Source organism: Anaerococcus faecalis (assembly GCF_013371425.1).
GTDB lineage: Bacteria > Bacillota > Clostridia > Tissierellales > Peptoniphilaceae > Anaerococcus > Anaerococcus porci.
The window spans coordinates 236,802-263,239 of the sequence record NZ_JABVBA010000001.1; the positions used below are offsets into that span (position 1 = coordinate 236,802).

Annotated in this window: 29 protein-coding genes; all 29 read right to left on the reverse strand. The window is 27.6% G+C overall.

What is annotated here, in order from left to right:
- Positions 1-16 precede the first annotated feature (16 nt).
- On the reverse strand, positions 17-430 hold the full coding sequence (locus tag HV819_RS01190) for a SoxR reducing system RseC family protein (protein ID WP_154538738.1): 414 nt from the start codon (positions 428-430) through the stop codon (positions 17-19).
- A gap of 10 nt (positions 431-440) precedes the next feature.
- Entirely contained in the window at positions 441-2,198 is a 1,758-nt protein-coding gene (gene aspS / locus HV819_RS01195; RefSeq protein WP_154538737.1) for an aspartate--tRNA ligase, read from the reverse strand.
- 8 nt (positions 2,199-2,206) lie between these two features.
- Positions 2,207-2,812 (reverse strand): MBL fold metallo-hydrolase, encoded by a 606-nt coding sequence (locus HV819_RS01200; protein WP_154538736.1) that lies wholly within the window; start codon positions 2,810-2,812, stop codon positions 2,207-2,209.
- Positions 2,813-2,825: 13 nt separating this feature from the next.
- A complete protein-coding gene (gene dtd / locus HV819_RS01205; RefSeq protein ID WP_154538735.1) occupies positions 2,826-3,275 on the reverse strand; it encodes a D-aminoacyl-tRNA deacylase in 450 nt (149 codons plus the stop codon).
- Positions 3,275-5,452, reverse strand: a complete 2,178-nt coding sequence (locus tag HV819_RS01210; RefSeq protein ID WP_176269331.1) for a RelA/SpoT family protein — start codon at positions 5,450-5,452, stop codon at positions 3,275-3,277. The genes dtd and HV819_RS01210 overlap by 1 nt, the downstream gene beginning before the upstream one ends.
- 6 nt (positions 5,453-5,458) lie before the next feature.
- A complete protein-coding gene (gene recJ, locus HV819_RS01215; RefSeq protein WP_176269332.1) occupies positions 5,459-7,189 on the reverse strand; it encodes a single-stranded-DNA-specific exonuclease RecJ in 1,731 nt (576 codons plus the stop codon).
- A 59-nt stretch (positions 7,190-7,248) separates the two neighbouring features.
- The gene (gene yajC / locus HV819_RS01220) at positions 7,249-7,518 is read right to left on the reverse strand and encodes a preprotein translocase subunit YajC (RefSeq protein ID WP_154538732.1); all 270 of its coding nucleotides are present in this window, start codon (positions 7,516-7,518) and stop codon (positions 7,249-7,251) included.
- Complete coding sequence (tgt, locus tag HV819_RS01225; RefSeq protein WP_176269333.1) at positions 7,508-8,632, reverse strand: tRNA guanosine(34) transglycosylase Tgt; 1,125 nt, start codon at positions 8,630-8,632, stop codon at positions 7,508-7,510. Before tgt ends, yajC begins: the two co-directional genes overlap by 11 nt.
- An 8-nt stretch (positions 8,633-8,640) precedes the next feature.
- Entirely contained in the window at positions 8,641-9,663 is a 1,023-nt protein-coding gene (gene queA, locus HV819_RS01230; protein WP_154538730.1) for a tRNA preQ1(34) S-adenosylmethionine ribosyltransferase-isomerase QueA, read from the reverse strand.
- The gene (ruvB, locus tag HV819_RS01235; RefSeq protein ID WP_154538729.1) at positions 9,650-10,672 is read right to left on the reverse strand and encodes a Holliday junction branch migration DNA helicase RuvB; all 1,023 of its coding nucleotides are present in this window, start codon (positions 10,670-10,672) and stop codon (positions 9,650-9,652) included. The genes queA and ruvB overlap by 14 nt, the downstream gene beginning before the upstream one ends.
- 9 nt (positions 10,673-10,681) lie before the next feature.
- Positions 10,682-11,272 carry a Holliday junction branch migration protein RuvA gene (gene ruvA, locus HV819_RS01240; protein ID WP_154538728.1) on the reverse strand — a complete coding sequence of 197 codons (591 nt, stop codon included), beginning with the start codon at positions 11,270-11,272 and terminating at the stop codon, positions 10,682-10,684.
- The gene (ruvC, locus tag HV819_RS01245; protein ID WP_154538727.1) at positions 11,272-11,766 is read right to left on the reverse strand and encodes a crossover junction endodeoxyribonuclease RuvC; all 495 of its coding nucleotides are present in this window, start codon (positions 11,764-11,766) and stop codon (positions 11,272-11,274) included. The genes ruvA and ruvC overlap by 1 nt, the downstream gene beginning before the upstream one ends.
- Before the next feature lie 39 nt (positions 11,767-11,805).
- A complete protein-coding gene (locus tag HV819_RS01250; protein ID WP_154538726.1) occupies positions 11,806-12,513 on the reverse strand; it encodes a hypothetical protein in 708 nt (235 codons plus the stop codon).
- A 198-nt stretch (positions 12,514-12,711) separates the two neighbouring features.
- Positions 12,712-13,455, reverse strand: a complete 744-nt coding sequence (locus HV819_RS01255) for an HAD family hydrolase (protein WP_154538725.1) — start codon at positions 13,453-13,455, stop codon at positions 12,712-12,714.
- Between the two features lie 9 nt (positions 13,456-13,464).
- Entirely contained in the window at positions 13,465-13,791 is a 327-nt protein-coding gene (locus HV819_RS01260; RefSeq protein WP_154538724.1) for a hypothetical protein, read from the reverse strand.
- A gap of 11 nt (positions 13,792-13,802) precedes the next feature.
- Positions 13,803-14,279, reverse strand: a complete 477-nt coding sequence (locus HV819_RS01265) for a YfcE family phosphodiesterase (protein ID WP_154538723.1) — start codon at positions 14,277-14,279, stop codon at positions 13,803-13,805.
- Entirely contained in the window at positions 14,260-14,853 is a 594-nt protein-coding gene (gene rdgB, locus HV819_RS01270) for an RdgB/HAM1 family non-canonical purine NTP pyrophosphatase (RefSeq protein ID WP_154538722.1), read from the reverse strand. The genes HV819_RS01265 and rdgB overlap by 20 nt, the downstream gene beginning before the upstream one ends.
- Positions 14,854-14,909: 56 nt before the next feature.
- Positions 14,910-16,382: a hypothetical protein gene (locus tag HV819_RS01275; protein ID WP_154538721.1), complete on the reverse strand. Its 1,473-nt coding sequence runs from the start codon at positions 16,380-16,382 to the stop codon at positions 14,910-14,912.
- 1 nt (position 16,383) lies between these two features.
- Entirely contained in the window at positions 16,384-17,832 is a 1,449-nt protein-coding gene (locus HV819_RS01280) for a sensor histidine kinase (protein ID WP_154538720.1), read from the reverse strand.
- Positions 17,823-18,518, reverse strand: a complete 696-nt coding sequence (locus HV819_RS01285; RefSeq protein ID WP_154538719.1) for a response regulator — start codon at positions 18,516-18,518, stop codon at positions 17,823-17,825. Before HV819_RS01285 ends, HV819_RS01280 begins: the two co-directional genes overlap by 10 nt.
- Positions 18,511-19,410, reverse strand: coding sequence for an ROK family protein (locus HV819_RS01290; RefSeq protein WP_154538718.1), 900 nt, complete (start codon positions 19,408-19,410; stop codon positions 18,511-18,513). The genes HV819_RS01285 and HV819_RS01290 overlap by 8 nt, the downstream gene beginning before the upstream one ends.
- Entirely contained in the window at positions 19,403-21,025 is a 1,623-nt protein-coding gene (locus HV819_RS01295; protein WP_154538717.1) for a nucleoside kinase, read from the reverse strand. Before HV819_RS01295 ends, HV819_RS01290 begins: the two co-directional genes overlap by 8 nt.
- A complete protein-coding gene (locus HV819_RS01300; RefSeq protein WP_154538964.1) occupies positions 21,006-21,986 on the reverse strand; it encodes an RluA family pseudouridine synthase in 981 nt (326 codons plus the stop codon). The genes HV819_RS01295 and HV819_RS01300 overlap by 20 nt, the downstream gene beginning before the upstream one ends.
- The gene (locus HV819_RS01305) at positions 21,967-22,533 is read right to left on the reverse strand and encodes a DUF6648 family protein (RefSeq protein WP_154538716.1); all 567 of its coding nucleotides are present in this window, start codon (positions 22,531-22,533) and stop codon (positions 21,967-21,969) included. Before HV819_RS01305 ends, HV819_RS01300 begins: the two co-directional genes overlap by 20 nt.
- A gap of 16 nt (positions 22,534-22,549) precedes the next feature.
- Positions 22,550-22,978, reverse strand: a complete 429-nt coding sequence (locus HV819_RS01310; RefSeq protein WP_154538715.1) for a hypothetical protein — start codon at positions 22,976-22,978, stop codon at positions 22,550-22,552.
- A 2-nt stretch (positions 22,979-22,980) separates the two neighbouring features.
- Positions 22,981-23,931 (reverse strand): TIGR01212 family radical SAM protein, encoded by a 951-nt coding sequence (locus HV819_RS01315; protein ID WP_154538714.1) that lies wholly within the window; start codon positions 23,929-23,931, stop codon positions 22,981-22,983.
- The gene (locus tag HV819_RS01320) at positions 23,924-24,280 is read right to left on the reverse strand and encodes a DUF1292 domain-containing protein (protein WP_154538713.1); all 357 of its coding nucleotides are present in this window, start codon (positions 24,278-24,280) and stop codon (positions 23,924-23,926) included. The genes HV819_RS01315 and HV819_RS01320 overlap by 8 nt, the downstream gene beginning before the upstream one ends.
- A 2-nt stretch (positions 24,281-24,282) precedes the next feature.
- Positions 24,283-25,683 (reverse strand): zinc-binding metallopeptidase family protein, encoded by a 1,401-nt coding sequence (locus HV819_RS01325; protein ID WP_176269334.1) that lies wholly within the window; start codon positions 25,681-25,683, stop codon positions 24,283-24,285.
- A gap of 11 nt (positions 25,684-25,694) precedes the next feature.
- A complete protein-coding gene (locus HV819_RS01330) occupies positions 25,695-26,438 on the reverse strand; it encodes a peptidylprolyl isomerase (RefSeq protein ID WP_154538711.1) in 744 nt (247 codons plus the stop codon).

Consider the following 26,438-nt stretch of genomic DNA (forward strand, 5'->3'; position numbering starts at 1 on the left):
TCCATTTTATATCTAATTATATTTTTCTAATTTTAATTAAATTCTTATTCTTGTATCTTTTATCATAAACTCTTAAAATAATTAATGAAATTAGTAAGAATCCAACTATAAATAACAATGTTAGTAGATTTTCATCAAATCCTTTATTAGAAAATACAGTATTGGCTAAAATAGCTCCTATAGTCATCATTGAAACTGGAAACAAGTAAGTTAAATAACTTACTTTGTTTACAGTTTTTACATCACTATCAAGAAATACAAAATCTCCAGGATTTAGGTCATCATTAGTAAAAGTTGTGTAGTATGAAGGTTTAACTTCACAACCTCCACATGTCGAGCATGATCCACATCCTGAATCTCTTTGAATCATAACTTTAACATTACCATTATTATTTTCAACAACTATTCCTTTTTTACTAATAATTTCCATATAACCTCTTTCATTTTTTTATTTCTATATTTAATTCATTTAAGCTTTTATCATCTACAATACTTGGAGCATGTGTTAAAGGACATGTAGCAGACTGAGTTTTTGGAAATGCTATTATATCTTTAATATTATCTGTTTTTGCAAATAACATAACCATTCTATCAAGCCCATAAGCAAGTCCTGCATGTGGAGGTGTGCCATATTGTAGAGCTTCTATAAAAAATCCAAATTTTTCTTTAATGTCTTCATCTGACAACTTTAAAGCCTTAAATACTTTTTCTTGTAATTCTTGATTATTGATTCTAACAGAACCTCCACCCATTTCATCTCCATTAATTACTATATCATAAGCTTGGGTTCTTACTCTTTCAGGTTCTGTTAATAATAAATCTATATCTTCTTCATTAGGCATTGTAAAAGGATGATGTTGAGAAACATACCTATCTTCCTCTTCACTATATTCAAACATAGGAAAGTTTACTACCCAACAAAATGCATACTCTTTTTCGTATAAATTATTATCCTTTGCAACTTTTCTTCTTAAAGCACCGAGACCTTCAAGTACGTTTTTGTCTTTATCTGCAGCTATTAAAATTAAATCTCCATCTTTTATATCTAATTTCTCCTTCAGCTTTTTAACTATATCATTCGTTAAAAATTTCTTTATAGATGAATTAATATTATCGTCACTATTAAATTTAATATAACTTAATCCTTTTAGACCATAGTCTTTTACAAAGTCTGTTAGTTTATCTAGTTGTTTTCTAGAATAAGAATCAGATAAAGATGTAAAATTGATAGCTCTAACTGAATATCCTTCTTTTATATTATCTTTAAATACATTAAAATCGCTATCTTTAAATACTTCTGAAATATCATTAATTTTATAACCATATCTTAAATCAGGTTTATCTGAGCCATAAGAGTTCATCGCTTCACTATAATCCATTCTAGGAATAGGTAGCTGTAAGTTATAATCAGTAAATTGATCAAATAGTTTTTTGAGCAAGCCTTCATTTACACTTATTACATCATCTTGTGATGCAAAACTCATCTCTAAATCTAATTGTGTAAACTCTGGTTGCCTATTTGCTCTTAAATCTTCATCTCTAAAACATTTAACTATTTGGAAATATTTATCTAAAGAACCAATCATGAGCAATTGTTTCATTAATTGTGGAGATTGAGGCAGTGCATAAAATTTACCTTGATTAACTCTTGATGGTACTAAATAATCTCTTGCACCTTCTGGAGTAGGTTTAGTTAAAAATGGAGTTTCTACTTCTGTAAATCCCATATCATACATATATTCCCTCATACTTCTTACAATATCAGATCTTAGCTTAAGATTTCTTTGTACTGAAGGCTTTCTCATATCAAGATATCTATATTTTAATTTAAGATTCTCTGAAACATCATCATCATCTTTAATATAAATTGGAGGTGTTTTAGCCTTATCTAATATGTTTATTTTTTCTGCTACAATTTCTATATTTCCTGTTGGAATATCTGGATTTTTAGATTCTCTTTCACGAACTTTACCCTTAACTTCAAGGACATATTCTTGTGAAACATCTTTTAGAATTTGGTAATTATACTTATCTTCATCTCTAGTAACTATTTGTGTAATACCTGTCTTATCTCTAAGATCTATAAATACTAAAGAGCCAAGATTTCTTTTTTTGGCTACCCAACCCATTAAAACAACTTTTTCTCCAACATTTTCTATTCTTAATTGACCACACATATGGCTTCTTTTAAATTCCATATTACCTCCTAATTTAAAAATGGATTATTTCTTTTTTCATATCCGATTTTACTTTCTTCACCATGACCAGGATATATAATAACATCGTCATCATATATAAATAATTTATTAATAATAGATGAAATAAGATTATTGTAAGATCCACCTGGAAAATCACTTCTTCCTATTGATTGTTTAAAAAGAGTGTCTCCAGTGAAAATATTATTACCTAATTTATAAGACATGGAATCCAAGCTATGACCGGGTGTTTTTATTGCTCTAATATTATACTTTGAAAAAATCTCTCCGTCTTTAAGAAATCTATTTATTTCTATATCTAGGTCTCTAAATCCTCTTGACAGATTATAATCAGGGTCTTTAGCTATATCTTTACTATCCTCACTGGCATATACATCAACATTATACTTATTTTTGAAATATTTAAGACCTAATAAATGATCAAAATGAGTATGGGTTAATAAAATAAAGTCTATTTTTATATTATTAACTTCTATAAATTTTTCGATTTTACCTTTAGGGTATACTGGATCTATTAAAAAACCATTCTTCGACTCATCATATACAATATAGCAATTAGCCATCATTGGACCATCTTCAATTTTTTTGATATACATAAAATACCTTTCGCTAATATATTTTTTCACTATCTAATTGTATAGTTACGGGACCATCATTTATCAATGATACTTCCATATGTGATTGAAATCTACCAGTTTCAACCTTAAATCCGTCTATTTTTAATTCTTCTATTAGTATTTCATAATATTCTTTTGCCTTATCAGCACTAGACGAATTTATGAAAGAAGGTCTATTACCCTTACGAACATCTCCATATAATGTAAATTGACTAACTATTAAAATATCACCACCTACATCTTTAACAGATAGATTCATCTTACCTTCTTCATCTTCAAAAATCCTAAGTTTTTCTATTTTCTTTTTTATATAGTCTATGTCTTCTTTATTATCTCTATCAGTAACCGCAACAAAAACTAAAAAACCCTTGCTGATTTTTCCTACAAGTTCACCCGCTACTTCAACTTTTGCTTTTTTTACTTTCTGTACTATCGCTCTCATTAACTTTTCAACCTATAAATACTTTCTATTGTTTTAATTGTTTTAAGTTTCATAATCAATTCATTTAGTTTATCAGTGTTTGGAACTAAAACTGTTAGGTCAATTATTCCTTCATGTTTTTCATTACTTCTTACATTCATAGCTTCTATACTAACATTTTCAGTAGATATTAATTTTGTAATTTCAAAAATTATTCCAGTACCATCAATAGTAGTTATTTGGATCTTAACAGGAAATTCATCATCCTTTTTATTTTGCCAGTATACATCAATCAATCTCTCTGGAGTCTTAATATTTGTAATATTAGGACAAGTTCTTACATGCACACTTATGCCATTTCCTTTTGTTATAAAGCCAACTATCTTATCTCCTGGAACCGGATTGCAACATTTAGCAAACTTCACCTCAACTTCTTCATCTAAATCACTAACCCTAACTTCATTTGAAAAAGATTTTTTTGAAGAAGTCCTCTTAATATCTATTTTTGACTCGGTTTTAGGTATTTCATCTTTATGCTTTTTAATAAGTTTTTGTATTACTTGTTCAGTATTTGTCCTACCAAAGCCAATTGATGCATACATTTCGTCAGGAGTTGGAAAGCCTAAATCATTCGCAACTTCTTCAAGCCAAAAATCTTTGATATCTCTTTTGTAAATTTCGTTATTTTTTCTAAGCTCTCTAAATAAATTATCTTTACCTATTTCAATATTTTCTTCTTTACGATGTCTTTTAAAAAACTGTTTTATCTTACTTTTTGCTTGATTAGATTGGACTATGTTTAACCAGTCTCTAGAAGGTCCTTGAGAATTCTTACTAGTTAAAATCTCAACAACATCTCCAGTATTTAGTTTATGCGAAAAAGGAACAATTTTTCCATTAACTTTGGCTCCCACACACATATTTCCAACTTCTGTATGGATTCTATAAGCAAAATCAATAGCACAAGAGTTGACTGGTAATGAATAAATTTCTCCTTTTGGAGAGTAAATGTAGATTTCTTTCGAAAAAAAATCTCCCTTTAATGTATCTAAAAACTCCTTACTATCAACATCTTTACCACCTTCTTTTTGCCATTCCATAATTTGCCTTATGAATGTAAGCTTTTTATCAAATTCAGTTGATTTAGACTTATTTTCCTTATATTTCCAATGTGCAGCTATACCATACTCACATTCATAATGCATTTGTCTAGTTCTTATTTGAACTTCAAAAGGTTTCGAATCCTCACCAAAAACAGTTGTATGCAAAGACCTATAACCATTTGGCTTAGGTTGTCCTATATAATCTTTAATCCTATTTGGTATTGGACGCCAAATAGAGTGAACTTTTCCTAAAACTTCATAACATTCAGCAACAGTATCTACTAAGACTCTTACGGCAGTTAAATCATATATTTCATTAAATTCTATTTTATTACGAGTCATCTTTTTATATATAGAATAAAGTCCCTTGGGTCTTCCTGAAATTTCAAAATTTATATTTGATCCATCTAAAGATTTATCTAATGTCTGAATTATTTCATTAATATATTGTTCTCTCTCTCTTCTTTTAGTATGGACCATTTGAGCAAGCTCATAATATTCTTCTGGATTTTGATATCTAAAACATAAATCCTCAAGCTCCCATTTCATTGTATATATACCAAGCCTATGGGCCAGTGGAACATAAATTTCTAAAGTTTCCCTTGCAGTTTGTTTTTGCTTTTTCTCAGTCTTATATTCTAGTGTTCTCATATTATGTAGTCTATCAGCAAGTTTTATAAGGATAACCCTTATATCATTACTCATAGCTAGAACCATCTTTCTGATATTTTCTGCTTGTGTTTCTTCCTTAGTTTTATAGCTTAGATTTTTGAGCTTGGTTACTCCATCTACTAAAAATGTAATTTCTTCGCCAAACTTTTCTTTCATTTCATCTTCAGTTACTGTAGTATCTTCTAATACATCATGCATTAGTCCTGCACAAATAGTTTGATCATCAAGTTGCATATTTGAAATTGTTGTGGCAACAGCTATTGGATGGATAAAATAATCTTCTCCTGAATTTCTTTTTTGGCCCCTATGATAATATTCGGCAAAATCATATGCTCTTTTAATTAAATTTATATCTGCCTTTTTATTGTTTTTTAAAATAATCTCTTTAAATTTTATAAATTCTTTTTGAAAATCTTTTGCCATAGGTACCTACCTTATATCAATAAGCCTTAGTTGTAAGCTTTTTTTATTTCTAAATTCATTTATCTCTGGATAAAATACAGCGTCAATCTTTGAGCCAACTATATTTGAGCCAAATTTATCCACAAGATATTTATAATCTTCTACTGCACTAAATTTTATAGCATTTATATCTCTACCATTTTTACTTAGAATAAGCTTCAATATATCTTTATTTTTGCCAATTATATCTATTGATTTAATAGCTAAATCTTTGTCCGCAAATTTTGCTTTTGGATTATCTTTTCCATATGGTTCAAAATTATTTAAACTTTGGGCAAACTCCAATGATATTTTCTCTATAGGAATTCTAGCATCTATATTGATTATAGTTTCAAAATCGCATTCTTTTAATGGCGATTTATTATTAAGTTTTAACCTAAAATCATTTATTAAATCTTTCTTAATAGAAAGTCCACAAGCCATTGGATGACCTCCAAATGACTCTAACATACTACTTAAAACATATACTTGCTTATAAATATTATAAGCTTCAATACTTCTACCTGATCCCTTTAAAATTGACCTATCTTTACTTTCTGTAAAAACTATGGAAGGCTTGTTGTATTTTTCCTTAATCCTTCCAGCAATTATACCACAAATACTTTCTTCAATATTTGGAGTATGAACTATTATAATATCATCATTATATAATTTATAATCATTAATTATATCTAAAGTCTTTAGAAGACCTTCTTGTGTTAAATCTTTCCTCTCATTATTTAAGCTTACAAGTTTTCTAGCATATGTAATAATCTTTTCTGAATCTTGTTCTAACATTAAATCTACAGCAAGCTTTGCTGTAGAAAGTCTTCCACTTGCATTCATACATGGACCTATTACAAAACCTAGAGTATATGCAGTAACCTCTTTATTCCAAGAGTTTTCATCTAAAAGTGCTTTTATTGCTAATTTATCAGTATTATTAATCCTTTTTAAACCTTCTATAACAAAAATCCTATTTTCGTCTGTCAATGAAACTATATCACAAACTGTACCCATAGCTACATATTCCAACAAATCATATAGGTAATTTTCATCTGCATCAAGTCTCTTATATAGAGCCTGCATCAACTTAAAACTTATACCAGCCCCACATAAGTCATCAAAAGGATAAGTACTATCTAATCTTTTTGGATTAATTACTGCATTAGCGTCTGGCAAGATTTGTCTTAACCACTCACTATCACCTTCTTTTTTTACTTGATGATGGTCAGTTACAATAACATTTATGCCATTTTCTCTGAGTTTTTTTACTTGTTCTATTGCAGTAATACCATTATCGCAAGTAATAATTAGACTTACCCTTTCATCTATAGCCTCATCTATCATCCTGTCACTTATGCCATAACCATCCATTACCCTATCTGGTATATCATAGCTAATATCATCATAAAAATATAATAAACCATCTAGGAGGGTCATAACCGAACTAATTCCATCTTGATCATAATCACCAAATATTCTGATAGATTCACCCTTTTCCATAGTATCAACTATTAAATCAATTGCTTCTTTCATATCAGGTAATAAATAAGGGTCATGAAGTTTATCTAGGCTTGGATTTATAAAAGAATCCACAACTTTCGGATCTAAAATATCTCTATTGGCTAATATCAAAGCTTGAAGTTTACTTATATTTTTATTTTTTAGATTTTCTTTGTAATTGTTTTTTTTATTAAATATATACCACTTATTCATTATTACCTCTCTTGTTATTAAATTATACCATTTTTATAGTTAATATAAAGAAAGAGGCATTAAGCCTCAATTAAAGATTCTATGGAATTAAAATCTATAAGAATATATGAAATTTTATCGTCTTTTCCTGTTACTATCAAACACTCTGTGTTATCATATTCTATGACCTCACCAATAATCTTAGACTCTGTAATAACTCTTGAACCTATTTTTATATTTTTTTTGATAAACTTTTTATTTTCTTTACGCTTTTGATCTTCTCTAATGGTCGTGAAGTAAAATATCAAAGCTAAAATAATAAGTACTATATATTCTAATTTAGGAATCATAGCCGTATTTTGTATAAAACTCTTTTTTATATTCTAAGAACCTATCTTCCATAATTGCTTTCCTAATGTTTTCACACATTTTTAATAAAAAATATAGATTATGATAGGTTAGTAATCTTGCACCTAAAATTTCGTTTACATTAACTAAATGTCTAATATAAGCTCTTGAGTAATTCTTACATACATAACAATCACATTCATGGTCTAAAGGAGAAAAATCCTCTTTATATAATGCATTTCTTACAACAAGTCTTCCATGAGATGTTATAGCGGTTCCATTTCTTGCAATTCTAGTAGGTAGAACACAATCTGCCATATCTATACCGGTTTCAAATGACTCAAATAAAAAGTCTGGACTTCCAACACCCATATTATATCTAGGTTTATCTTCTGGTAAAAGTGGTGTAGTGTATCTAAGAAGTCTAATCATTTCTTCTTTTGGCTCTCCTACTGAAAGACCACCTATTGAATATCCATCAAAATCCATAGCACAGGTTTCTTCTACAGATATCTTTCTTAAATCTTCATACATACCACCTTGTATAATACCAAACAGAGACTGATCTTTGTGTGAATTAGACTTATGATAGTCTAAACCTCTTTTTGCCCACCTTATAGTTCTATATACAGATCTTTCTACATAATCATGATCAACTGGATATGGAATGCACTCATCAAAACTCATCATAATATCAGAATGAATATCATTTTGAATTTCTATTGATTTTTCTGGTGTAAATAAATGCTTAGATCCATCTATGTGAGACCTAAAAACAACTCCATCTTCAGATATATCTCTCATTTCTGATAAAGAAAAGACTTGAAATCCACCACTATCAGTAAGAATTGGACGATTCCAATTCATGAATTTATGAAGTCCACCAGCTTTTTTCATAATATCTATTCCTGGCTTTAGATAAAGATGGTATGTATTTCCTAAAATAATTTTAGCATCAATTTCCTTTAGTTCCTCTACAGTCATTGCCTTAACGCTTGCTTTGGTACCTACAGGCATAAAAATCGGCGTTGGAATATCTCCGTGTTCTGTGTGAATAATTCCTGTCCTTGCATTAGAGTACTTATCTTTTTTTATTAATTCATATTTTATCGGCATTTTTTCTCCTACTTTAAAAACATCGCATCTCCGAAACTGAAAAACCTATATTTTTTAGCTACAGCATCATTGTAAGCATCCAGTATTATATCTCTGCTTGCAAAAGCTGAAACTAGCATAATTAAAGTCGACTTAGGTAAATGAAAATTTGTTATCTGACAATCAATAACTTTAAAATCAAAACCTGGATAAATAAAAATATCTGTAAAATCAGAGTCTTCTTTTATACAATTGTTCTTTTTATATACTGATTCAAGTGTTCTTGTAGTTGTAGTTCCTGTTGATATTATCCTTTTATTGTTTTTTTTAGTTTTGTTAATCAAACAAGCTGTTTCTTTACTAATACTGTAATGTTCTGAATGCATTTTATGATTTTTTACATCATCTACTTTTACTGGCCTAAAAGTTCCAAGACCAACATTTAGGGTAATAAAGGCAATGTTAACACCCTTGTTCTTTATTTTTTCCAACAAATCTTTAGTAAAATGGAGTCCAGCTGTAGGAGCTGCTACAGAACCTGGTATTTTTGAATATACTGTTTGATATCTTTCTTTATCCTTTAATTTCTCTTTTATATATGGTGGTAAAGGCATATTTCCCAAACCATCTAGAATTTCTCTAAATATTCCACAATAATAAAATTCTACAATTCTATTACCGTCTTCTTTTATATCAATAACCTTTAATCTTAGTTTATCAGAGAAGATACACTCTGTTCCTATTTGCATTTTTTTACCAGGTCTTACTAAAACTTCCCAAAAATCATCTTTTATATTTTCTAGTAGAAAAACTTCAATCTTTTCTTCCTTATAAGGCCTATGCCCAAATAACCTTGCAGGAATAACTCTAGTATCATTCATTACAAGAAGGTCACCTTCATTTAGGTAATCTATAATATCATAAAAATGTTTATCTTCTCTTTTTCCTGTTTTTCTATCAACTACCATTAGTCTTGAATAATCTCTTTTTTCAGTTGGATGTTGAGCTATTAGTTCTTCAGGTAAATTGTAATCAAAATCATCTGTTTTCATTCTTATCCTCATATTTCAAATTATAGTGTCTATAAGCCTTTTTAGTAAGCATTCTACCCCTAGGAGTTCTTGTTAAAAATCCTATTTGAAGAAGATAAGGTTCATAAACATCTTCTATAGTGACATTTTCTATTCCTGTTGAAGCAGCTATTGTATCAATACCCACAGGTCCTCCAGAAAAATTTTCATACATTGTAAGTATAATTTTTTTATCCATACTATCAAGACCCATATTGTCAACTTCTAATAGCTCTAATCCTTCACAGGATGTCTCATAATCGATTATTTCATCTTTCTTGACTATTGCATAGTCTCTTACTCTTCTTAATAGTCTGTTGGCAATTCTAGGAGTTCCCCTACTCCTTCTTGCTATTTCATATGCTCCACTATCTTCTATAGATATATCTAATATACCAGCAGATCTTTTTACAATTCGAGTCAAATCTTCATTATTGTATAGATTTAACGATAAAAGAACACCAAACCTATCTCTTAAAGGCGCAGAAAGCATTCCTGCTCTTGTTGTCGCACCAACTAAAGTAAATTTCTCTAGATCAATCCTTATAGATTGGGCATTTGGTCCCTTACCTACTATAATATCCAAAGCAAAATCTTCCATAGCTGGATAAAGTATTTCTTCTACTGATCTATTTATCCTATGTATTTCATCAATAAATAAAACATCTCCCTTATCTAAATTTGTAAGAATACTTGCAAGATCCGATGGTCTTTCTATAGCAGGACCACTTGTAATTCTAATGTTTACACCTAATTCATTAGCTATTATATTAGAAAGAGTAGTTTTACCAAGTCCTGGGGGACCTTGTAACAAAACATGATCTAAAGATTCTCCTCTTTTCAGAGACGATTCTATAAATATTTTAAGTTTTTCCTTTGCTTTATCTTGTCCTATATAGTCTTTTAACCATTTAGGTCTAATAGATAGCTCCTTGTATGAATCATTCAACTGTTCATTACTGCCTACTATCCTATCATTATTATCATACATTAAATCACCCTAAATCATCTTTTTTAAGCTTTCCTTTATTATTTCTTCTAATGTAAGATCAGTATCCTTTAAGTCAAATAATACCTTATCTATACTATTTCTTTCATACCCAAGATTTAATAAAGCCTCTCTTGCTACATTAATCTCACTATTGGTTTTTGTAGTATTTATTTCATAATCATCAATATTGTTTATTGGCATCTTCTTAACCTTATCAACAAGCTCGAGTATAATTCTTGATGCTGTTTTTTTACCTATACCTTTAGCCTTAATTAGTGTATCTATATCGTTATTAATTATGGCAAATTTAATCTTATCTACATTTAAAGATGATAAAACTGCTATAGCATTTTTAGGTCCAATGGTTGATACACTAGTTAAAAGTTCAAACATTTCAAGCTCTTCTTTAGAAGAGAATCCAAATAAAGATATATCATCTTCTCTTACATTCATTTTAGTAAATATCTTATATTCACTGTTAATTTCAAGCTTACTAATAGTGTTTAATGAAGAATTTATCAAAAATCCAAGATTTTTATTTTCAATAATAAAACTATCTTCATTAATGTATTTTACCTCTCCAATTATATAACTTATCATTAATTCATCCTAAATTGTTCTTTAAATCTTTGACTAAATACTTGTGTTAGAGCAATTGCTAAAGCATCTGCAGCGTCATCTGGCTTTGGTATCTGACTCAAATTTAGCAAAGTAGTAACTGTCTTTTGCATCTGGGTTTTAGATGCTCTTCCAAATCCTGTAATAGCCTGTTTTATTTGAAGAGGAGTATATTCATAAATAGGCAAATTATAATTTTGTGCACATAAAATTTGAACTCCCCTAGCATGTCCAACAGTTATAGCAGTTTTTACATTTTGATTGAAAAATAACTCTTCAATTGCAAACTCATCTGGTTTAAATTCACAAATAATCTGCTCTAAATTATCATATAAATGTTTTAATCTTTCTGGTGTTTTACTTTTTGATGAAGTTGTAATAACTCCATTTTCTAAAACTCTTATTCTATTTCCTTTAGTTTCTAAAACACCATAACCCATGATTGCTATTCCTGGATCTATTCCTAATATAATCATTATCCACCTTCTTAACAATTAAAAAAGGGCTCCTGCCCTTTAATGATATCTATTTATTACTTCTTTGCAAAGCCCTTTCCAATAATACTCAGCATAAACTTCAACAGCTACATTGTATAAGTGATTTGTTAACTTATCATTAATTTCTTGTGCTTGTTTTAAAGTTATATCTTCAGTGTATATTAAATCCATATCAAATGCTAATTGCTTATTAGTGTTAACATCTATATTTAATACCTTAAATTTTAGATAAGTGTCAGAATATTTTTTCACATTTTTTCTAATATTTGCAATTAAATTCTTATCATTGAAAGTAATTTTTTTAAATTCATTTTTAATTAAAGAAATTTTTTCGTTTGTTTCAGTAAAAATCTCTTTTTCTTCAAATAAAAAAGATACCCCATAATATTCTATAGCAAGGTATTCTAACTTATCAATCAATTTCTTATTTTCAAAGGCCTTAAATTCACTTTTTAATGATAAAAGAAATTCAAACCTATTTAAATCATCACCTATTGTTTGATTTAAACTTCTTAAGACCTGATCAATATCTGATAAGTACCAAAAGTTTCTTTTAATATTTTTTAAAATGTATTTTCTTATTTGAAAATTAGACTTATCAAAATCAGAAAATTTGATATCATCGTATAAAGACATCAGTGTATTTAATGATGAGATGTCATCTTTTATTAAATAATTATATTCAAGTTTTTCAATTATTGGTTTTTTTTTCGCACTTGATGTCATTTGATATATCCCTCTTATTAGTCTGTAAATAAATTTTAACATAAAATCAAATAAAATTATTTATATATATTTGTTCATAAAATAAAATAGCTAAAAAATAAGTAAATATTATTCATAATGTAGTCATTATTGTATAATAAACTCAAAATTTAGCTAACAAAAAATTTGCAATTTAAAAATATTCATTTTTTATTTCAATTAAAATTTTTTAAATTCTACCATTAAATCTTTTAATGAGAATGTATAATTAACATCTTTTCTCTCAATATGGATTAAAGTTTTGTCTCTAATTTTATTTACCTCATTGAGATTGTGGATTAATTCATAACTTGGATTAATTGCATGAGCAAAGCCTACTTTTACAAACATTGAAAAATCACCATTTGTATCTCCATAAGCATGAGAATTATTAAGATCTATATCATACTTATCTTTTAAAAAATCTATTGATTTTTCCTTATTTTTTGAATCCCACATTGGATAAATTTCTCCTGTGAATTTTTTATCCTCATCAAAAATATATTTAGTTGCAATAGTATGATCAGCTCCATAAAGTTTTGCAAACTCTTTTACCAAAAAGTCAGGAGATCCTGATATAACAAAAACCTTATAGCCATTTTCTTTATGATATTTTATAGCATTTTTAGTAATTCTATAAATTTTACTTTTATTTATATCTATTGCTATCTTTGCATATTTGTCTATAGTTGATTTATCAAGACCTATTAAGTTTTTTTGATATAAAATTGATGCTTTATCTAGATAATCTTCATATGAGCCTTTCCTATCTTGATATTTTTGGTAAAGTGGTTTTATATATTCATACCAAGCCTTATTGTCTATGATATTGTTTTTTGTTAATAAGTAAAAATGCTCAATTAAAAGTGAATTTCTAAAAAGAGTACCATCGATATCAAAAAAAGCAGCTTTATTCTTTCCCATAACTTTTCCTTATTTATTATTATCTTTATATGTCAATTTTAGGCCATCAATTAAATTAATTATTACTGCTGTTATAATTCCAACTATAGAAGCTGTAGCTAATGATATAGATACAAAAGCAACATTAAGTCCTATATCCTTAGTAAAATTAATATATGAGAAAATAGCTAGCACTATAGAAACAATACCAAAAGCTATAGACGGATAAAATTTTGCACTTCTGCTTTCACTTGTTTTCGAAATAACAACTGTTATAGCTATAATTATCATTGTTAAAATTGGTAGAATTATTAAACTTGAAAAGTTATCTACCACTAAATTTATTAAACCTGTCATTTTATAAACCCTTAATTTATACAAATTTTCTTAATTTTAATATAATCATTTATCTCAATCATTGCCATACTCTTAATCATATCTCTAGGCAAGGATACTGAGCCTGGATTTAATAGAATTATATTAAAGTTTTCGTCATAATCTTCACAATAGGTGTGAGTATGGCCAAAAATCACCATCTCACACTCATTTTCTATCGCTTTATCTATTAATGAATTTTTAGAATAATACACATTTTCCTTATGTCCATGAACAAGTAATATCCTGTGATTATATATATTTATTATTCTTTGGTCAGGGCTAGTATTGTCCAAATAGTCGTTATTTCCCTTAACCCGAAGAGTTTTTATCCCTGATATACTTTTGATTTTCAATGCATCTTCACTAAAATCACCAGCATGTATTATGAGATTTACCTTGTTTGTATTTAAAAACTTAAGTACATCATCAACATATCCATGTGTATCACTAACTACTAATACTTTCATAATTATTTTTAATAAAATTTTTAAACTTATCCAAGGCTTTTGCCCTATGACTATATGAATTTTTTTCTTCTTCTTTCATTTCTCCAAAAGTTTTACTATTTACCCTAAATATTTGATCATAACCAAAATCCTTATCTCCATGTTCTCTATGACTTATTTCACCATTTATTCTTCCTTCAAAATAATAATCTTTGCCTCTAGAATCTATAAAACAAAGTACAGTCATAAAATATGCTTGTCTGTTGTCTTTATCTTTAAGTTCAGATAAAAGCTTATCTCTATTTTCTTTATAAGTTGGATTTTCATTTGCATACCTATGAGAATATACACCTGGTCTAAAATCAAGTGATTTTACAAATAGTCCTGTATCATCAGCGAGAGTTGGTAAATTTGTAATATCATATATAGCCTTCGCTTTTTTGTAGGCATTTTCTTTAAGTGTCTTTCCGTCTTCAACAACTTCAAAGCTATCAATATTTAAATCGCCAGGACTAAATATATTAATCTTGTCATCTAGAATTTTTTTTATTTCTCTTACCTTGTCTTTATTAGATGTTGCTAGAATAAGTTTCATATTTACCTCTTTATTAATATGTTATCAAATATCAATCTTTTAAGTCAATTAACTAATTAGTGTATTATAACATTGTTAGCATTGAATGAATCTTCCCATTTTTCAGCATATGATCCTAATCCTTGTTCAAACATTATTATTTGACTAGGATTTTGTAATTGAATAGAAAATTTGGGATTTGTGTCTATAAGACCATTTTTTATATGATAAAATAAAATCTCATCAGGACTTTGTACAACTACATATTGTCCGTTTACAAGTTCGAAATAGTCCTTGGCTTGGTAGTTTAAATTTTTGATTTGATCAACTGTTATTTCTTTATTATCTTGATCTATTAAATTCTCTCTTAAAGCAATATCAATAGGAAAAGATTTTTGTTCTATAGCTCCATCCCTTTCTAAATGATAAGATGACTGAAATTGCCATAAGCCAAGATTTCTTATCAAACCAAAATTAGTATAATCATAAGCCATTTTATCCTCATCTACAGAACCAAAATTACTATTAACTTGTTCATAAACAAGATTTTTAAACACCTGTTTGCTTTTTTCATCGCCAGCATACTCATTAATAGTCATAAATGTATTAGATTTTAATTCATCTGTCTTAACCATAGCATATTTATTAATTGGAGACTTATCTGAAACTAAATTATAATCAAATGATATATAATCTTCATTTACAAAATTAATCTTTAGGTCTAAATCTCTATTTATAAACTTGTATTTTTCTTGATTTTCTTTCTTACTTAATTCCTTTTCTAATTTTATAGGATAGGCTTTAAAGCTATCATATTTTTTACTTTGCGGATTCAACTCACATTTTAGTCTCCAAAATTCTTGTTTATTTGGAAAATAAATATGCTCTGCTTTTTCAACTCTAGCCATCCTGTTAGGGTCAATTCTTACGCAATAGGTATAGTAATAATAATTAGGAGATGATTCAGTATCTATTCTTTCTCTAACACCTATTAAAACACATATATCTCCTTCTACTTTTTTACCACTTTTTGTAGTGGTTCTTTCCTTAGATGCTCTTTTGGCATATTTTTCTACTATACTCCTGCTAACATTGTCATCAATTTTTTCAAAAACTATAATGGCATTATCTACTATCATAAAAATCTCTTGATTTGAAAGTTTTATAAAGTCCTTTGAATAAAGCTCACCTTGGCTTGCAGATAATACCTCTACATTATCTTTATCAAATATATTCTTATCTATACTTCTACTTTGTAAATATGAATTTAGGTCAACATATTTTGATGAAAACTTAGGAGGATATGCATAGTCATCATTTAATGCCACTAGGTCATTGTCAATATATAGAATATCTCCTTTTTTAATCTTATCCGAATTCTTGTTATTTGATGTACTCTTAATTTCCTTTACTTCCCAAGTTCCTTTAAGAATAGGATCTTCAATTTTAGGTGTTTCTATTAATTCAGTTACATCTTCTGGTCTTCCAAAGCTACAAGATGTTAATATAAAAATTAAAAACAATATAGAAATTTTCTTTATCTTATTCATATTAATCAATCCTTGGTAGTAATACTGTTACAGTAGTTCCTACAGTATATTTGCTCTTTATAATCAATTTTCCATCATGGGCTTTTATTATCTCTTCACATATTGAAAGTCCTAGTCCTGTTTGACTTTTTGAAGATGAGCCCTTATAAAATTTACTTGATACAAAAGCTATTTCATCTTCTTTTATACCTTCACCATTATCTTTAATATCAATACATACATTTGAATCTTCTTTTTTAATGATAACAGATATTTGTCCATCTTTTTCAGTAAATTTCATTGCATTATCAATAATATTTATAAAGACTTCTTTAAGCCTATTTTTATCTACGTGAGCAATTATTTCATCATACACAGATATAAAATCAAACTTAATTTTTTCATTTATAGACCTTGGATAAAGTTGAGTATATACCTCCTTGACAAGAGCCACTATATTTAAATCTTCTTTTTCATATTGGAAAGAACTTGATGATAGCCTTGAAAAATCCAGCAAATCTTCTACCATTAGTGATAGTCTTTCCCCTTCATTTTCTATAATAGTTAAGCCTTGATTAAGCATATCTTCATTACTTTGGATATCTTTAGATTGTAAAGTAATAGCCCAACCTTTTATTGATGTTAATGGTGTTCTGAGTTCATGTGATACTGAAGAAATAAATTCATTTTTCATATCTTCTCTTTTTATTATATTTTCACTCATAAAATTAAGAGTTTGACCTAATTCAGATATTTCATTTTTACCACTTTCATTGGCTTTCGCCTTAAAATCTCCTTGTGCTAATTTCTCTCCAACTACAGTTAATTTTTTTATTGGAACTGTCCATCTTTTAGATGCGTAATATGAAACTATAAGAGTTATTATTAAAGTTAATAGCCCAAAAAATAAATAAACTACCATTCGATTATTTACATTTTCTCTAACAATCTTAGTAGATGAAATTAATCTTAGTATACCTATTTGTTTTTCATTATCATTTAATGGATATGATAAGGCTATAACTTCTTCACCAGTTTTTGAATTTATAGTTTTTTGATATGAGTATTCTCCTTTATTCGCATTATTAACATCAGTCGAGTTGATTTTTTTCCCTATTTGACTTGACCCTAAAGAATCGAATAATACATTTGCTGAGTTATCTAATATTTGCACTTGACTTATATTATTTCTATAAAAAGAATTTTTATCTCCTATAATAATTTCAGATAAATCATATCTCGATAAATAATTTGAATAGAGAACTTGATTATATCTAGCTTGATTTAACATGGCTCCAACTAAGGCAGATTCATAATAGTTTTTTATAGATGAATATGAAAATATTTCAAAGCCTATAACAACAACTGTTACAAAAAGCATAATTATTTTCATAATACTAAAAATAATACTATTTAGATTTATATTAAAAATACCTAATTTTGATTTAGATTTCTTATTATCTAACTCCATCTATAACCCGTTCCCCATACAGTCTCAATATATTCTGGCTTGGCAGGATTTTCTTCAATCTTTGCCCTAATTCTTCTAATATTAACATCAACTATCTTAGTATCAGTGCTATAGTTATCTCCCCAAGTATCCTTCATAATCTCCATCCTACTCATAGCCTTACCCTTATTTAGAATGAAATTTTTAATTATTACAAACTCTGTAGGTGTAACATCAATCTCTTTATTGTTCTTATAAAAATTCCTAGAGTATAAATCTAGTTTAAATATCCCATCTACTAATATATCTTCATTTACTTTTTCTTTTTCATCATTTGTATAATTTACTCTTCTTACAAGTGACCTAACTCTTAAAATTAATTCCTGAGGATTGAAAGGCTTAATTATATAGTCATCACAACCTCTTTCAAGCCCTAGTATTTTATCTATATCTTGACTTTTTGCAGAAACCATTATTATTCCAGCTTTAGGATAATTCTTTCTTATACTTTCACATACTTCATAGCCACTTATACCTGGAAGCATTATATCTAAAATATAAACTTGAGGTTTTTCAATATCCGCAAGTTTAAGTGCCTCTTCTCCACTTCCAGCTTCAACTATATCAAATCCTGAATATTCAAGATTTATCTTCATAAACTGTCTTATATGATCTTCATCATCACAAATTAAGATTTTATCACTCATTTTCTAACCTTTCCATAGCAATTTTCCCAGCACCAATAATGCCAGCATCATTCAAAAACTTAGCAGGCTTTAGTTTTATTTTGCTAGCTAAATGGCAATGTTCATTAAATTTATAAATAAGCTTATCCCACCAAATTTTACTTGAATTAATAACTCCACCACCAATAATGATAATTTCTGGATCAAATATATTTCTAAGGCTAGTTAAATACCAAGATAAGTCATCAATAAATCTATTAACGACATTTTTTGCAATTTCGTCCTTTTCATATAGGTTGAAAATTTCTTCACCAGTTTTATCCTGTTGAGTTAATTGCTTATAATGTCTTCTAATTGCACTCCCAGAGCAATATGCCTCTGCACATCCACTTTGTCCACAAGTACAATACTCACCATTTGGATATAAAATTACATGACCTAATTCTGCACCTTGAAAATTTGCTCCTTCCAGAAGTCCCATCTTAGAGTTATAAACAGCTCCACCAAGTCCAGTTCCTAAAGTTATCATTACAACATCATCGTAGTTTTTAGCTGCTCCCAGCCATTTTTCACAAATCAAGGCAATATTTGCATCATTTTCTATAAAAGTTTTGATTCCAGATCTTTTTTCTATCTCTTTTTTTAAATTTAATCCAGTCCATCCATCAATATTTCCAGCAAAAGTTACAATTCCTTTTTCAGAATCTATGAAACCAGGAGTTCCAACTCCTATAGCTCTAATATCATCATCTTTTAACTCATTTATAATCTTTTCTATATTATATAATACTTTTTGAGCACCTTCTTTAGCACAGGTTTCTAATTTATATGTTTTAAGGATTTCTCCTCTTTCATTTATAACTGCACCATTTATCTTTGTGCCACCTATATCTAATCCAATTGTTTTAATCATTCTCATCTCCTATGAATTCTCTCAAAATTGAATCATCTGCAATAATCTTTGTATCTTCTATACTTTTGAAGTACGATAAGACCTTTCTAAGTTTTAGTGCCATATAATAATAATCACTGTCCTTTTTTATCTGATCAAGTGCATCTATTGCATAACTTTTTAGCGCATTAAACTCATATAACAATGATGAGTCAACATAAAAGTCTGCAGTATTTTGATATGGGAAAATATAGTTTTCTTCCCCTCTTCTTACATTAGACCAAACTTTAAGTGTTGCTTCAGTATCATAAGACCTAAATTTATTATCCCTTACTATTCTTCTTATTAGCCTATTTTCTGAGGATGAAATTCTAACATGAGGCTCAATATTTATTTGGCTAAGAACCGAAACATAGACTTTATATTTATTTTTTTCAGGTATTAATGATGTAAGACTTGGATTAAGGGCGTGAATTCCTTCAACTATTAAAACCGTCTTTTTGTCAAGTTTGATTTTTTTATCAGACATTTCCCTAATACCCTTAGTAAAATTATATGATGGCAGTTTCAATTCTTTACCTTCTATCAAATCTTGTAAGTCCCTATTAAAAGCCTTTAAATCAATTGCATTTAAACTCTCAAAATCCTTATTTCCATACTTATCCAAAGGTGTATTATCCCTGTCTAGAAAATAATCATCTGTAGAAATAACATAAGCATTTTTTCCATATACTGCCAATTGTATAGCTAGTTTTTTAGCAGTTGTAGTTTTTCCAGATGAAGAAGGACCTGCAAGCATTACTATGTTCATATCACTTCTAATTATATCATATGCACAATCTGCAAGTTGATTATTATAATAAGCTTCATTTACCTTTATCAAGGTAGATATTTTATTATCTATAACAAGTTTATTTAAATCGCTAGCATAATTAATATCAAGTAACTTTGTCCATTTTTTAGACTGTTCATAAACTCTTGTAAGTTTAACTTCTTCACTAAATTTATTTAAAATTCCATTAATCTTTTTAAAATTCAACATAATTCCTGGATAATATGATATAATTTCAAATTCTTCTATCCAAGATGTTTTAGCTAAAAGTAAGTTAGAAAAATTATAAAACCACCCATTGAATTCATATAAGTCTACTTTATTTTTATCAATAGATTTCATTAAATCTATTTTAGAATAATCTCCTTGCTTTCTAAAAATATCAATTGCTATTTCTTTTGTTACTGACTTTCTAACTATACTTATATCTTTATCAATATTATTTCTTATAATATTATATAATAATGAAATATATTCATGACTTATAGCTTTATCTTCTAACCTTACATAAAGACAATTACTCATAGAATATTCTACTACAACCGTTTGATTGTAAATACTTTTTAAAGCATCAATCAAAAGCATAGTTAATGTTGATTCATACACTGAATAAGCTAATGGCATATCCTTTTTTATTAATAAAATATCGTCATCTTGTCTTAACTTATAATTAAAATCAACAATTTTCTCATTTACTAAAGCTATAATATAATCTCTAAAACTTTTAGGAAATAACTCCTTAACTAATTCAAAAAGGTATATCTTGTTTGTATATATAGAATTATTATCTAGTATAACTTTCATTAAAAACTTTCTCCTTAAGTTTTAATAAATCCTTTGTTTGATTTGATTTAATCTCCTTATTGTTTAGATATGATAAAAACCCCTTGGTATTAAAGCTTAATTTATAAGCTAATAGAACTTGACTATCCAATCCATATTTCCTATAATCTATGCCTGATTTAAAGTACTTTCTATCACCTATTATAGGTGTATCATTTTTAAATAAAGAATATCTAATTTGATGAGTTCTACCTGTTATTAATTTACATTCAAGTAAGCTATATTTATCATTTATATCTAGAGGATGAAATTTAGTAATAATTCTCTTACCATCTTCATTTGACTTAACTATATTCTTATTTTCATTTTTTATAATATTTGTATCTATAGTAAAATCTTTGTCTACCTTTCCTTCAACAATAGTTAGGTAGTACTTATGTATTTGAGAATTTTTAATTGCTTTATTAAGCTCTCTTAAAGCCCTTGCATTTTTTGCACCTATTATAAGTCCTGCTGTATTTCTATCAAGCCTATTGACAATACTTGGTTTGAAGGTTAAATCTCTGCTGTCAACCTTATTTGTTTTATAAAGATATGAAGTCATTTGATCCACTATATTATTTCCATAGTCTTTTGGACTTGCAGCATGAGATAATACACCTTTTTTCTTATCTATAACAACAATATTGTCATCTTCATAAACTATATCTATATTAAAGTCACAATCCTTAAATTTTCTAGTATTTACCCACTTATTATAATCCTCATCCTTAATATACATCTTTACCAAATCACCCTCACAGATTAAATCATCTTTTTTTGCTCTTTTATCATTTATTTTAAAATTTTTTTTCCTTATATTTTTTTGGATTACCGATAAGGATGCATTCTTAAAATACTTTCTTAAAAATCTATCAAATCTTTGATTCGAATCATTTTTACCAATTTTAACTTCTATCATATCAATACGACTTATTAACATAGGAATCAATTTTAGACTCCTTAATTTCACTATCAAAACAGTTATTTTCAACTAATTTTCTAAGTAAACTTTTACTTTTTGAATGTAGAATAAGTTTATCATGATTTTTTAAAACTATTTCAAATATTTCACCCGTCAGTCTTTTTGACCTCAACTTAATATAATAGGCCTCTATACCACTATATTCTACAAGTTCAAGCAATCTTAAACTTGCTATATCTTTTAAATGGTAAAAGTTCTCTCTATTATTAATTAAATTTTTGTAATATTTTTTTTTCTTTGGATTGTTATGTATGTCAAAAGCCAAAGAATTAGATCTTTTTGCCATAATATTATAATATTGATAATTATAAATTGCCTCCATAACTGAAGAGATATTTGAAAATGGTTTTAAGTCAAGTTTCTTTAAATACTCATAATTTTTCTCTAAAAACTCATTTTTACCTATCCTTTTATTTGTTAGTAAGTCTATACTTTCCTTTCTCCAAGTGTTAAATGAAATTAATTTGTTTTTCTCTTCCATAATAATATCAAAAAACCGCCTCATTGAGACGGCTACTTAATTAATCTAGTAATTTAGTTTCGTGAACTTCTGCTTCGAGAGATTCAGGTATATCACTAGCCTTACAATCTAGTCCTAGATAAATATCGACGTTGCATTCATCTGATAACTTCTTTAAATCTTGTGAAATTTCTTCAATGTTATCTTTGTTAATATCTACAATATCATATATACCATCTATATATATCTTACCAATATCATAGTCTCTAGCTAAGATACCAGCAATAAAACCTCTAAATGATTCTATTGAATTAATAAAAAAGTCTGATGCATCAATAAGTCTTACAGAGTGATCTAATGAATAAATTTGATCATTATCACTATCTACAAAAACTATATTTTCATTTCCCTTTCCTTTTTCATCATTAGCTTGGTCTATTAACCATTTTGTTTTACCACTTCCTGATGGTCCTAATACTAAATAAATCATTTTTACTCTCCCTCTAATATATTATATTTCTTTTTTTGGCTCAAATCACCTTGTGAGAAACCATTTTCGTTCATATCAGCAATTATTTCATCTCTTATTACCCACCACGAACTATTCCAATTACAAAAAATTGTGTCTTCACTTGGTGCTCTTCCTACTAATCTTTGTATAGCAATATTTTTATTTAAATATCTTAAAAAGATAATAACATTATTCTTATAGTCTTCTTTTCTTGGCATTCTAAACTCATTGTTTTTATACATATTAGCTAATTTTGTATTCTTTACTATATATAAAGAATGTATTTTAACCTCATCAACAGCCAAAACATTTAATATACGTGCTGTTTCAATTATATCTATTTTCTCATCCCAAGGTAGGGATAATATTACATGAGTGCAAATATTAAAATTATATTTTTTTATTATATTGCAAGCTTTAATAAAATCAGCCAAATCTTCACACCTATTTAGGATTTTAAGACTTTTGTAATTTGCAGTTTGAAGACCAAGTTCTATTATTATATCTATTCCTGTATTTTTAGAAAAATCTTCTAAAAATTCTAGTTTTTTTTCTGTTATACAGTCACTTCTAGTAGAAATTGATATAGCTATAATATAATTCTTATTACAAGCACAAATAACTTCTTTAAATTTTTCATAGTCCATATATGTGTTTGAAAAATTTTGAAAATATGCAATGAACTTTTTTACTTTATATTTACTACCTATGTAATTCTTGTTGATTTCTAGCTGCTTTTCTACTGTAAAAAAGCTTGGTAAGTTTTCAAAACTTCCTCCAGACTCAGAACAGAATATACATCCTCCAAAACCAGCCTCTCCATCCCTGTTAGGACAGGTTAAAGACAACTTTATAGGTAGCTTATATACTTTTTGACCATATTTATTTTTATAATATTCTGAAATAGGATAATATGGTAGGATACTACTCATCCATATCCCTATCTTCTATATCTTCTATATACTCATTGATAATTCTATCTATCGAATCTTCATCCCAATAATGATTGAATAAATGATAAATTTCATCAAGCTTATCTTCATCTTCTAATGGATTTAATGTTATTTCACCACTTTCTTCATCTTCTAGTTTGTATTCTAATAAATACAATTCACTTGACTGACTATCAATCAAGGCTATATAATCTATTTCGTCAACAGAAAATATATCTAGAAGATAAGCTTCTATTGGATTATCATCAATATGAAGTTCTATAATAGCTTTTCCCTCATTTTTTTCAAATTCAACATTATGTCCATGAATTTCTAATTCTTTCGCCATATTTACTCCAAACTTTTTCTTAATTCTAACAATACTTCTTCAATTAAAGAATATGTTTTTAAAAGATCTTTATATTCAAATGTAGATTTTTCTATATCCACTTGTTTATATTTTACCCCAAGTGAAACCATATTAACATTAAATTTATGAAAAATTAAAATGCCATCTAAAGAATATTGTGTTTTAATTATCTTTAAACTTGTATTAAACAACTTCTCAAAGGCATTGGAAAATACATTTGTAAGCTTATTATTTTCATTTTGCCATGAAGGAATGGATAACCTTTCAACAATTTCTGCACCATTTATTTTTGCAGCTAATTTAATTTTTTCCATCATATCTTTTAAAGTATCTTCCGATAAAGACCTAAAGATTATAATAATATATAATTTATCATCAAAAGTCTTTGCTCTTGATAAAAGACAAGAAGATATTGCTAGTTTCGTATTACTATCTACTGAATAAATACCATTTATTGCAAGCTCTATAAAAGATGATATATGGTTATACGAATCTTCAGTCATTGGCGGATAAGAAATTTCTTCTATTTTTTCTATTTCAAATTTTAAATTTGGTTCTATCCTTAAATTTGCTCTTAAATATTCACTAGAATAAAGTTTAAATATATCTAAAAGATCATTTTCATATTTTTTATCAATAGCAATATCTACATAAGCATCTGTAGCAATTGAGTCATAAAGTCCCTTTCCATCAAAGCTAATCAAATCTATATCAACTTTGGATTTTAATTTTCTTAAGAAAGTATTAAGCATCTTAATTGTATTCTTTAGGATATTTTCTAGATTTAAAGTTGAGCTTTTTCCTAAAAGATTTTTTAAAGATATCCTATATACTAAATTATTATCCAAAAACTCTTTTTTATCAATATTTCTCCTAACAATAGGCAAATCTAAGGTAGAAAGGGTATAAGAAGCAAAACTTTCTGCAATGCAATCAGCTTCATTTAAGTTTAGATTTATTATATTGCTAGACCTAATATAAGACCTTAATGTCGTATAATCTCTATCATAATCATTAACATAATTATTTGTTAATAAAATATCAAAATTATTTATATCACTTTCTAGCAACATAATCAACAAAATCAATGATGACAGTTCAGCTACATCTAAATTAGTATTTACTACTATGTCATCATTTTCAACTACATCTATATATGAAAGTCTATTTATTTTATCACTGACATTTAAGTGAAGAACAGCCATTGCCTTGTCATTTTTGATGTAATAACAATCATTAATTAATAAAATTTTAAGACCCTTTTCCCTTGCTTTTGACAAGATGAACTTTATTAATGATTTCTCATCATCAATTACTTTTATATAATCGCCTAAGTCTTTGGCTATTGTTCTAAACTTATATTTATAATCTGAATTGTCCATAGCATTTGCTCTTAATAGTATTTTTTAACTTCTACTTTTTCTTTAATTTTCCCAACTTTTTCAAGATATTTTTCTTGTCTTTTAATCATTAGCAAAGTATCGTGTATTCTATCTTTAATCTCATCAAATTCTGGTAGAAATGATTCATGAACATGGTCTAGTTTAATAATGTGATAACCAAATTGGCTTTTTACAGGTTCAGATATTTCTCCTTCACTAAGTTTCTCTAAGGCATCTTCAAATTCTTTTACCATTGTTCCCTTTGGAAATTCACCCAAATCTCCACCCTTAGAACCCTTATCTATAGAATATTTATCTGCAGCATCTTCAAAAGATCTGCCTCCTTTAATTTCTTTTAAAATTTTATTAGCCATATTTTCATCTTCAACTAAAATATGACTAGCTTTATATGTCTTTGGTTTTTTTATTATTTCTTTATTGTTATCATAATATTCTCTTATTTCAACTTCATCAACTTTTATATCCTTAAATAGAAGATGCATAGCATAATTTTTAAGCATATTTGACTTTGTAATATCTAATTCTCTTAAAAACTCTTCATCTTCATCAAGTTTATTTTCTTTAGCATCAATATACATAAGTTCTTGATTAACCAATTCATCAGTAATTTGATTTATTCCTTGTGGATTTAGAAATTGATTTCCACCTTGCATTTTAGAAATAAAAGCTATTACGTCTTCTTGACTTATCTCTTTGTCATTTACACTTGCTAATATTTTTTTATTTTCTGTCAT

Coding starts and splice junctions, on each gene's coding strand:
- HV819_RS01275 (WP_154538721.1), bottom strand. CDS start 16,382: ATGAATAAGATAAAGAAAATTTCTATATTGTTTTTAATTTTTATATTA.
- HV819_RS01300 (WP_154538964.1), bottom strand. CDS start 21,986: ATGTTAATAAGTCGTATTGATATGATAGAAGTTAAAATTGGTAAAAAT.
- HV819_RS01315 (WP_154538714.1), bottom strand. CDS start 23,931: ATGAGTAGTATCCTACCATATTATCCTATTTCAGAATATTATAAAAAT.
- HV819_RS01255 (WP_154538725.1), bottom strand. CDS start 13,455: ATGGGAAAGAATAAAGCTGCTTTTTTTGATATCGATGGTACTCTTTTT.
- queA (WP_154538730.1), bottom strand. CDS start 9,663: ATGAAAACAGATGATTTTGATTACAATTTACCTGAAGAACTAATAGCT.
- HV819_RS01200 (WP_154538736.1), bottom strand. CDS start 2,812: ATGTATATCAAAAAAATTGAAGATGGTCCAATGATGGCTAATTGCTAT.
- yajC (WP_154538732.1), bottom strand. CDS start 7,518: ATGATTCCTAAATTAGAATATATAGTACTTATTATTTTAGCTTTGATA.
- dtd (WP_154538735.1), bottom strand. CDS start 3,275: ATGAGAGCGATAGTACAGAAAGTAAAAAAAGCAAAAGTTGAAGTAGCG.
- aspS (WP_154538737.1), bottom strand. CDS start 2,198: ATGGAATTTAAAAGAAGCCATATGTGTGGTCAATTAAGAATAGAAAAT.
- HV819_RS01330 (WP_154538711.1), bottom strand. CDS start 26,438: ATGACAGAAAATAAAAAAATATTAGCAAGTGTAAATGACAAAGAGATA.
- HV819_RS01265 (WP_154538723.1), bottom strand. CDS start 14,279: ATGAAAGTATTAGTAGTTAGTGATACACATGGATATGTTGATGATGTA.
- ruvA (WP_154538728.1), bottom strand. CDS start 11,272: ATGATAAGTTATATAATTGGAGAGGTAAAATACATTAATGAAGATAGT.
- HV819_RS01285 (WP_154538719.1), bottom strand. CDS start 18,518: ATGAGTGATAAAATCTTAATTTGTGATGATGAAGATCATATAAGACAG.
- HV819_RS01210 (WP_176269331.1), bottom strand. CDS start 5,452: ATGGCAAAAGATTTTCAAAAAGAATTTATAAAATTTAAAGAGATTATT.
- HV819_RS01250 (WP_154538726.1), bottom strand. CDS start 12,513: ATGACATCAAGTGCGAAAAAAAAACCAATAATTGAAAAACTTGAATAT.
- recJ (WP_176269332.1), bottom strand. CDS start 7,189: ATGAATAAGTGGTATATATTTAATAAAAAAAACAATTACAAAGAAAAT.
- HV819_RS01260 (WP_154538724.1), bottom strand. CDS start 13,791: ATGACAGGTTTAATAAATTTAGTGGTAGATAACTTTTCAAGTTTAATA.
- HV819_RS01295 (WP_154538717.1), bottom strand. CDS start 21,025: ATGAAAGTTATACTAGATAATAATTCTATATATACAAACAAGATATAC.
- HV819_RS01320 (WP_154538713.1), bottom strand. CDS start 24,280: ATGGCGAAAGAATTAGAAATTCATGGACATAATGTTGAATTTGAAAAA.
- HV819_RS01190 (WP_154538738.1), bottom strand. CDS start 430: ATGGAAATTATTAGTAAAAAAGGAATAGTTGTTGAAAATAATAATGGT.
- HV819_RS01280 (WP_154538720.1), bottom strand. CDS start 17,832: ATGGAGTTAGATAATAAGAAATCTAAATCAAAATTAGGTATTTTTAAT.
- rdgB (WP_154538722.1), bottom strand. CDS start 14,853: ATGAAACTTATTCTAGCAACATCTAATAAAGACAAGGTAAGAGAAATA.
- HV819_RS01290 (WP_154538718.1), bottom strand. CDS start 19,410: ATGATTAAAACAATTGGATTAGATATAGGTGGCACAAAGATAAATGGT.
- HV819_RS01325 (WP_176269334.1), bottom strand. CDS start 25,683: ATGGACAATTCAGATTATAAATATAAGTTTAGAACAATAGCCAAAGAC.
- ruvB (WP_154538729.1), bottom strand. CDS start 10,672: ATGTATGATAATAATGATAGGATAGTAGGCAGTAATGAACAGTTGAAT.
- ruvC (WP_154538727.1), bottom strand. CDS start 11,766: ATGATTATATTAGGAATAGATCCAGGAATAGCAATCATGGGTTATGGT.
- HV819_RS01310 (WP_154538715.1), bottom strand. CDS start 22,978: ATGATTTATTTAGTATTAGGACCATCAGGAAGTGGTAAAACAAAATGG.
- tgt (WP_176269333.1), bottom strand. CDS start 8,632: ATGCCGATAAAATATGAATTAATAAAAAAAGATAAGTACTCTAATGCA.
- HV819_RS01305 (WP_154538716.1), bottom strand. CDS start 22,533: ATGAGGCGGTTTTTTGATATTATTATGGAAGAGAAAAACAAATTAATT.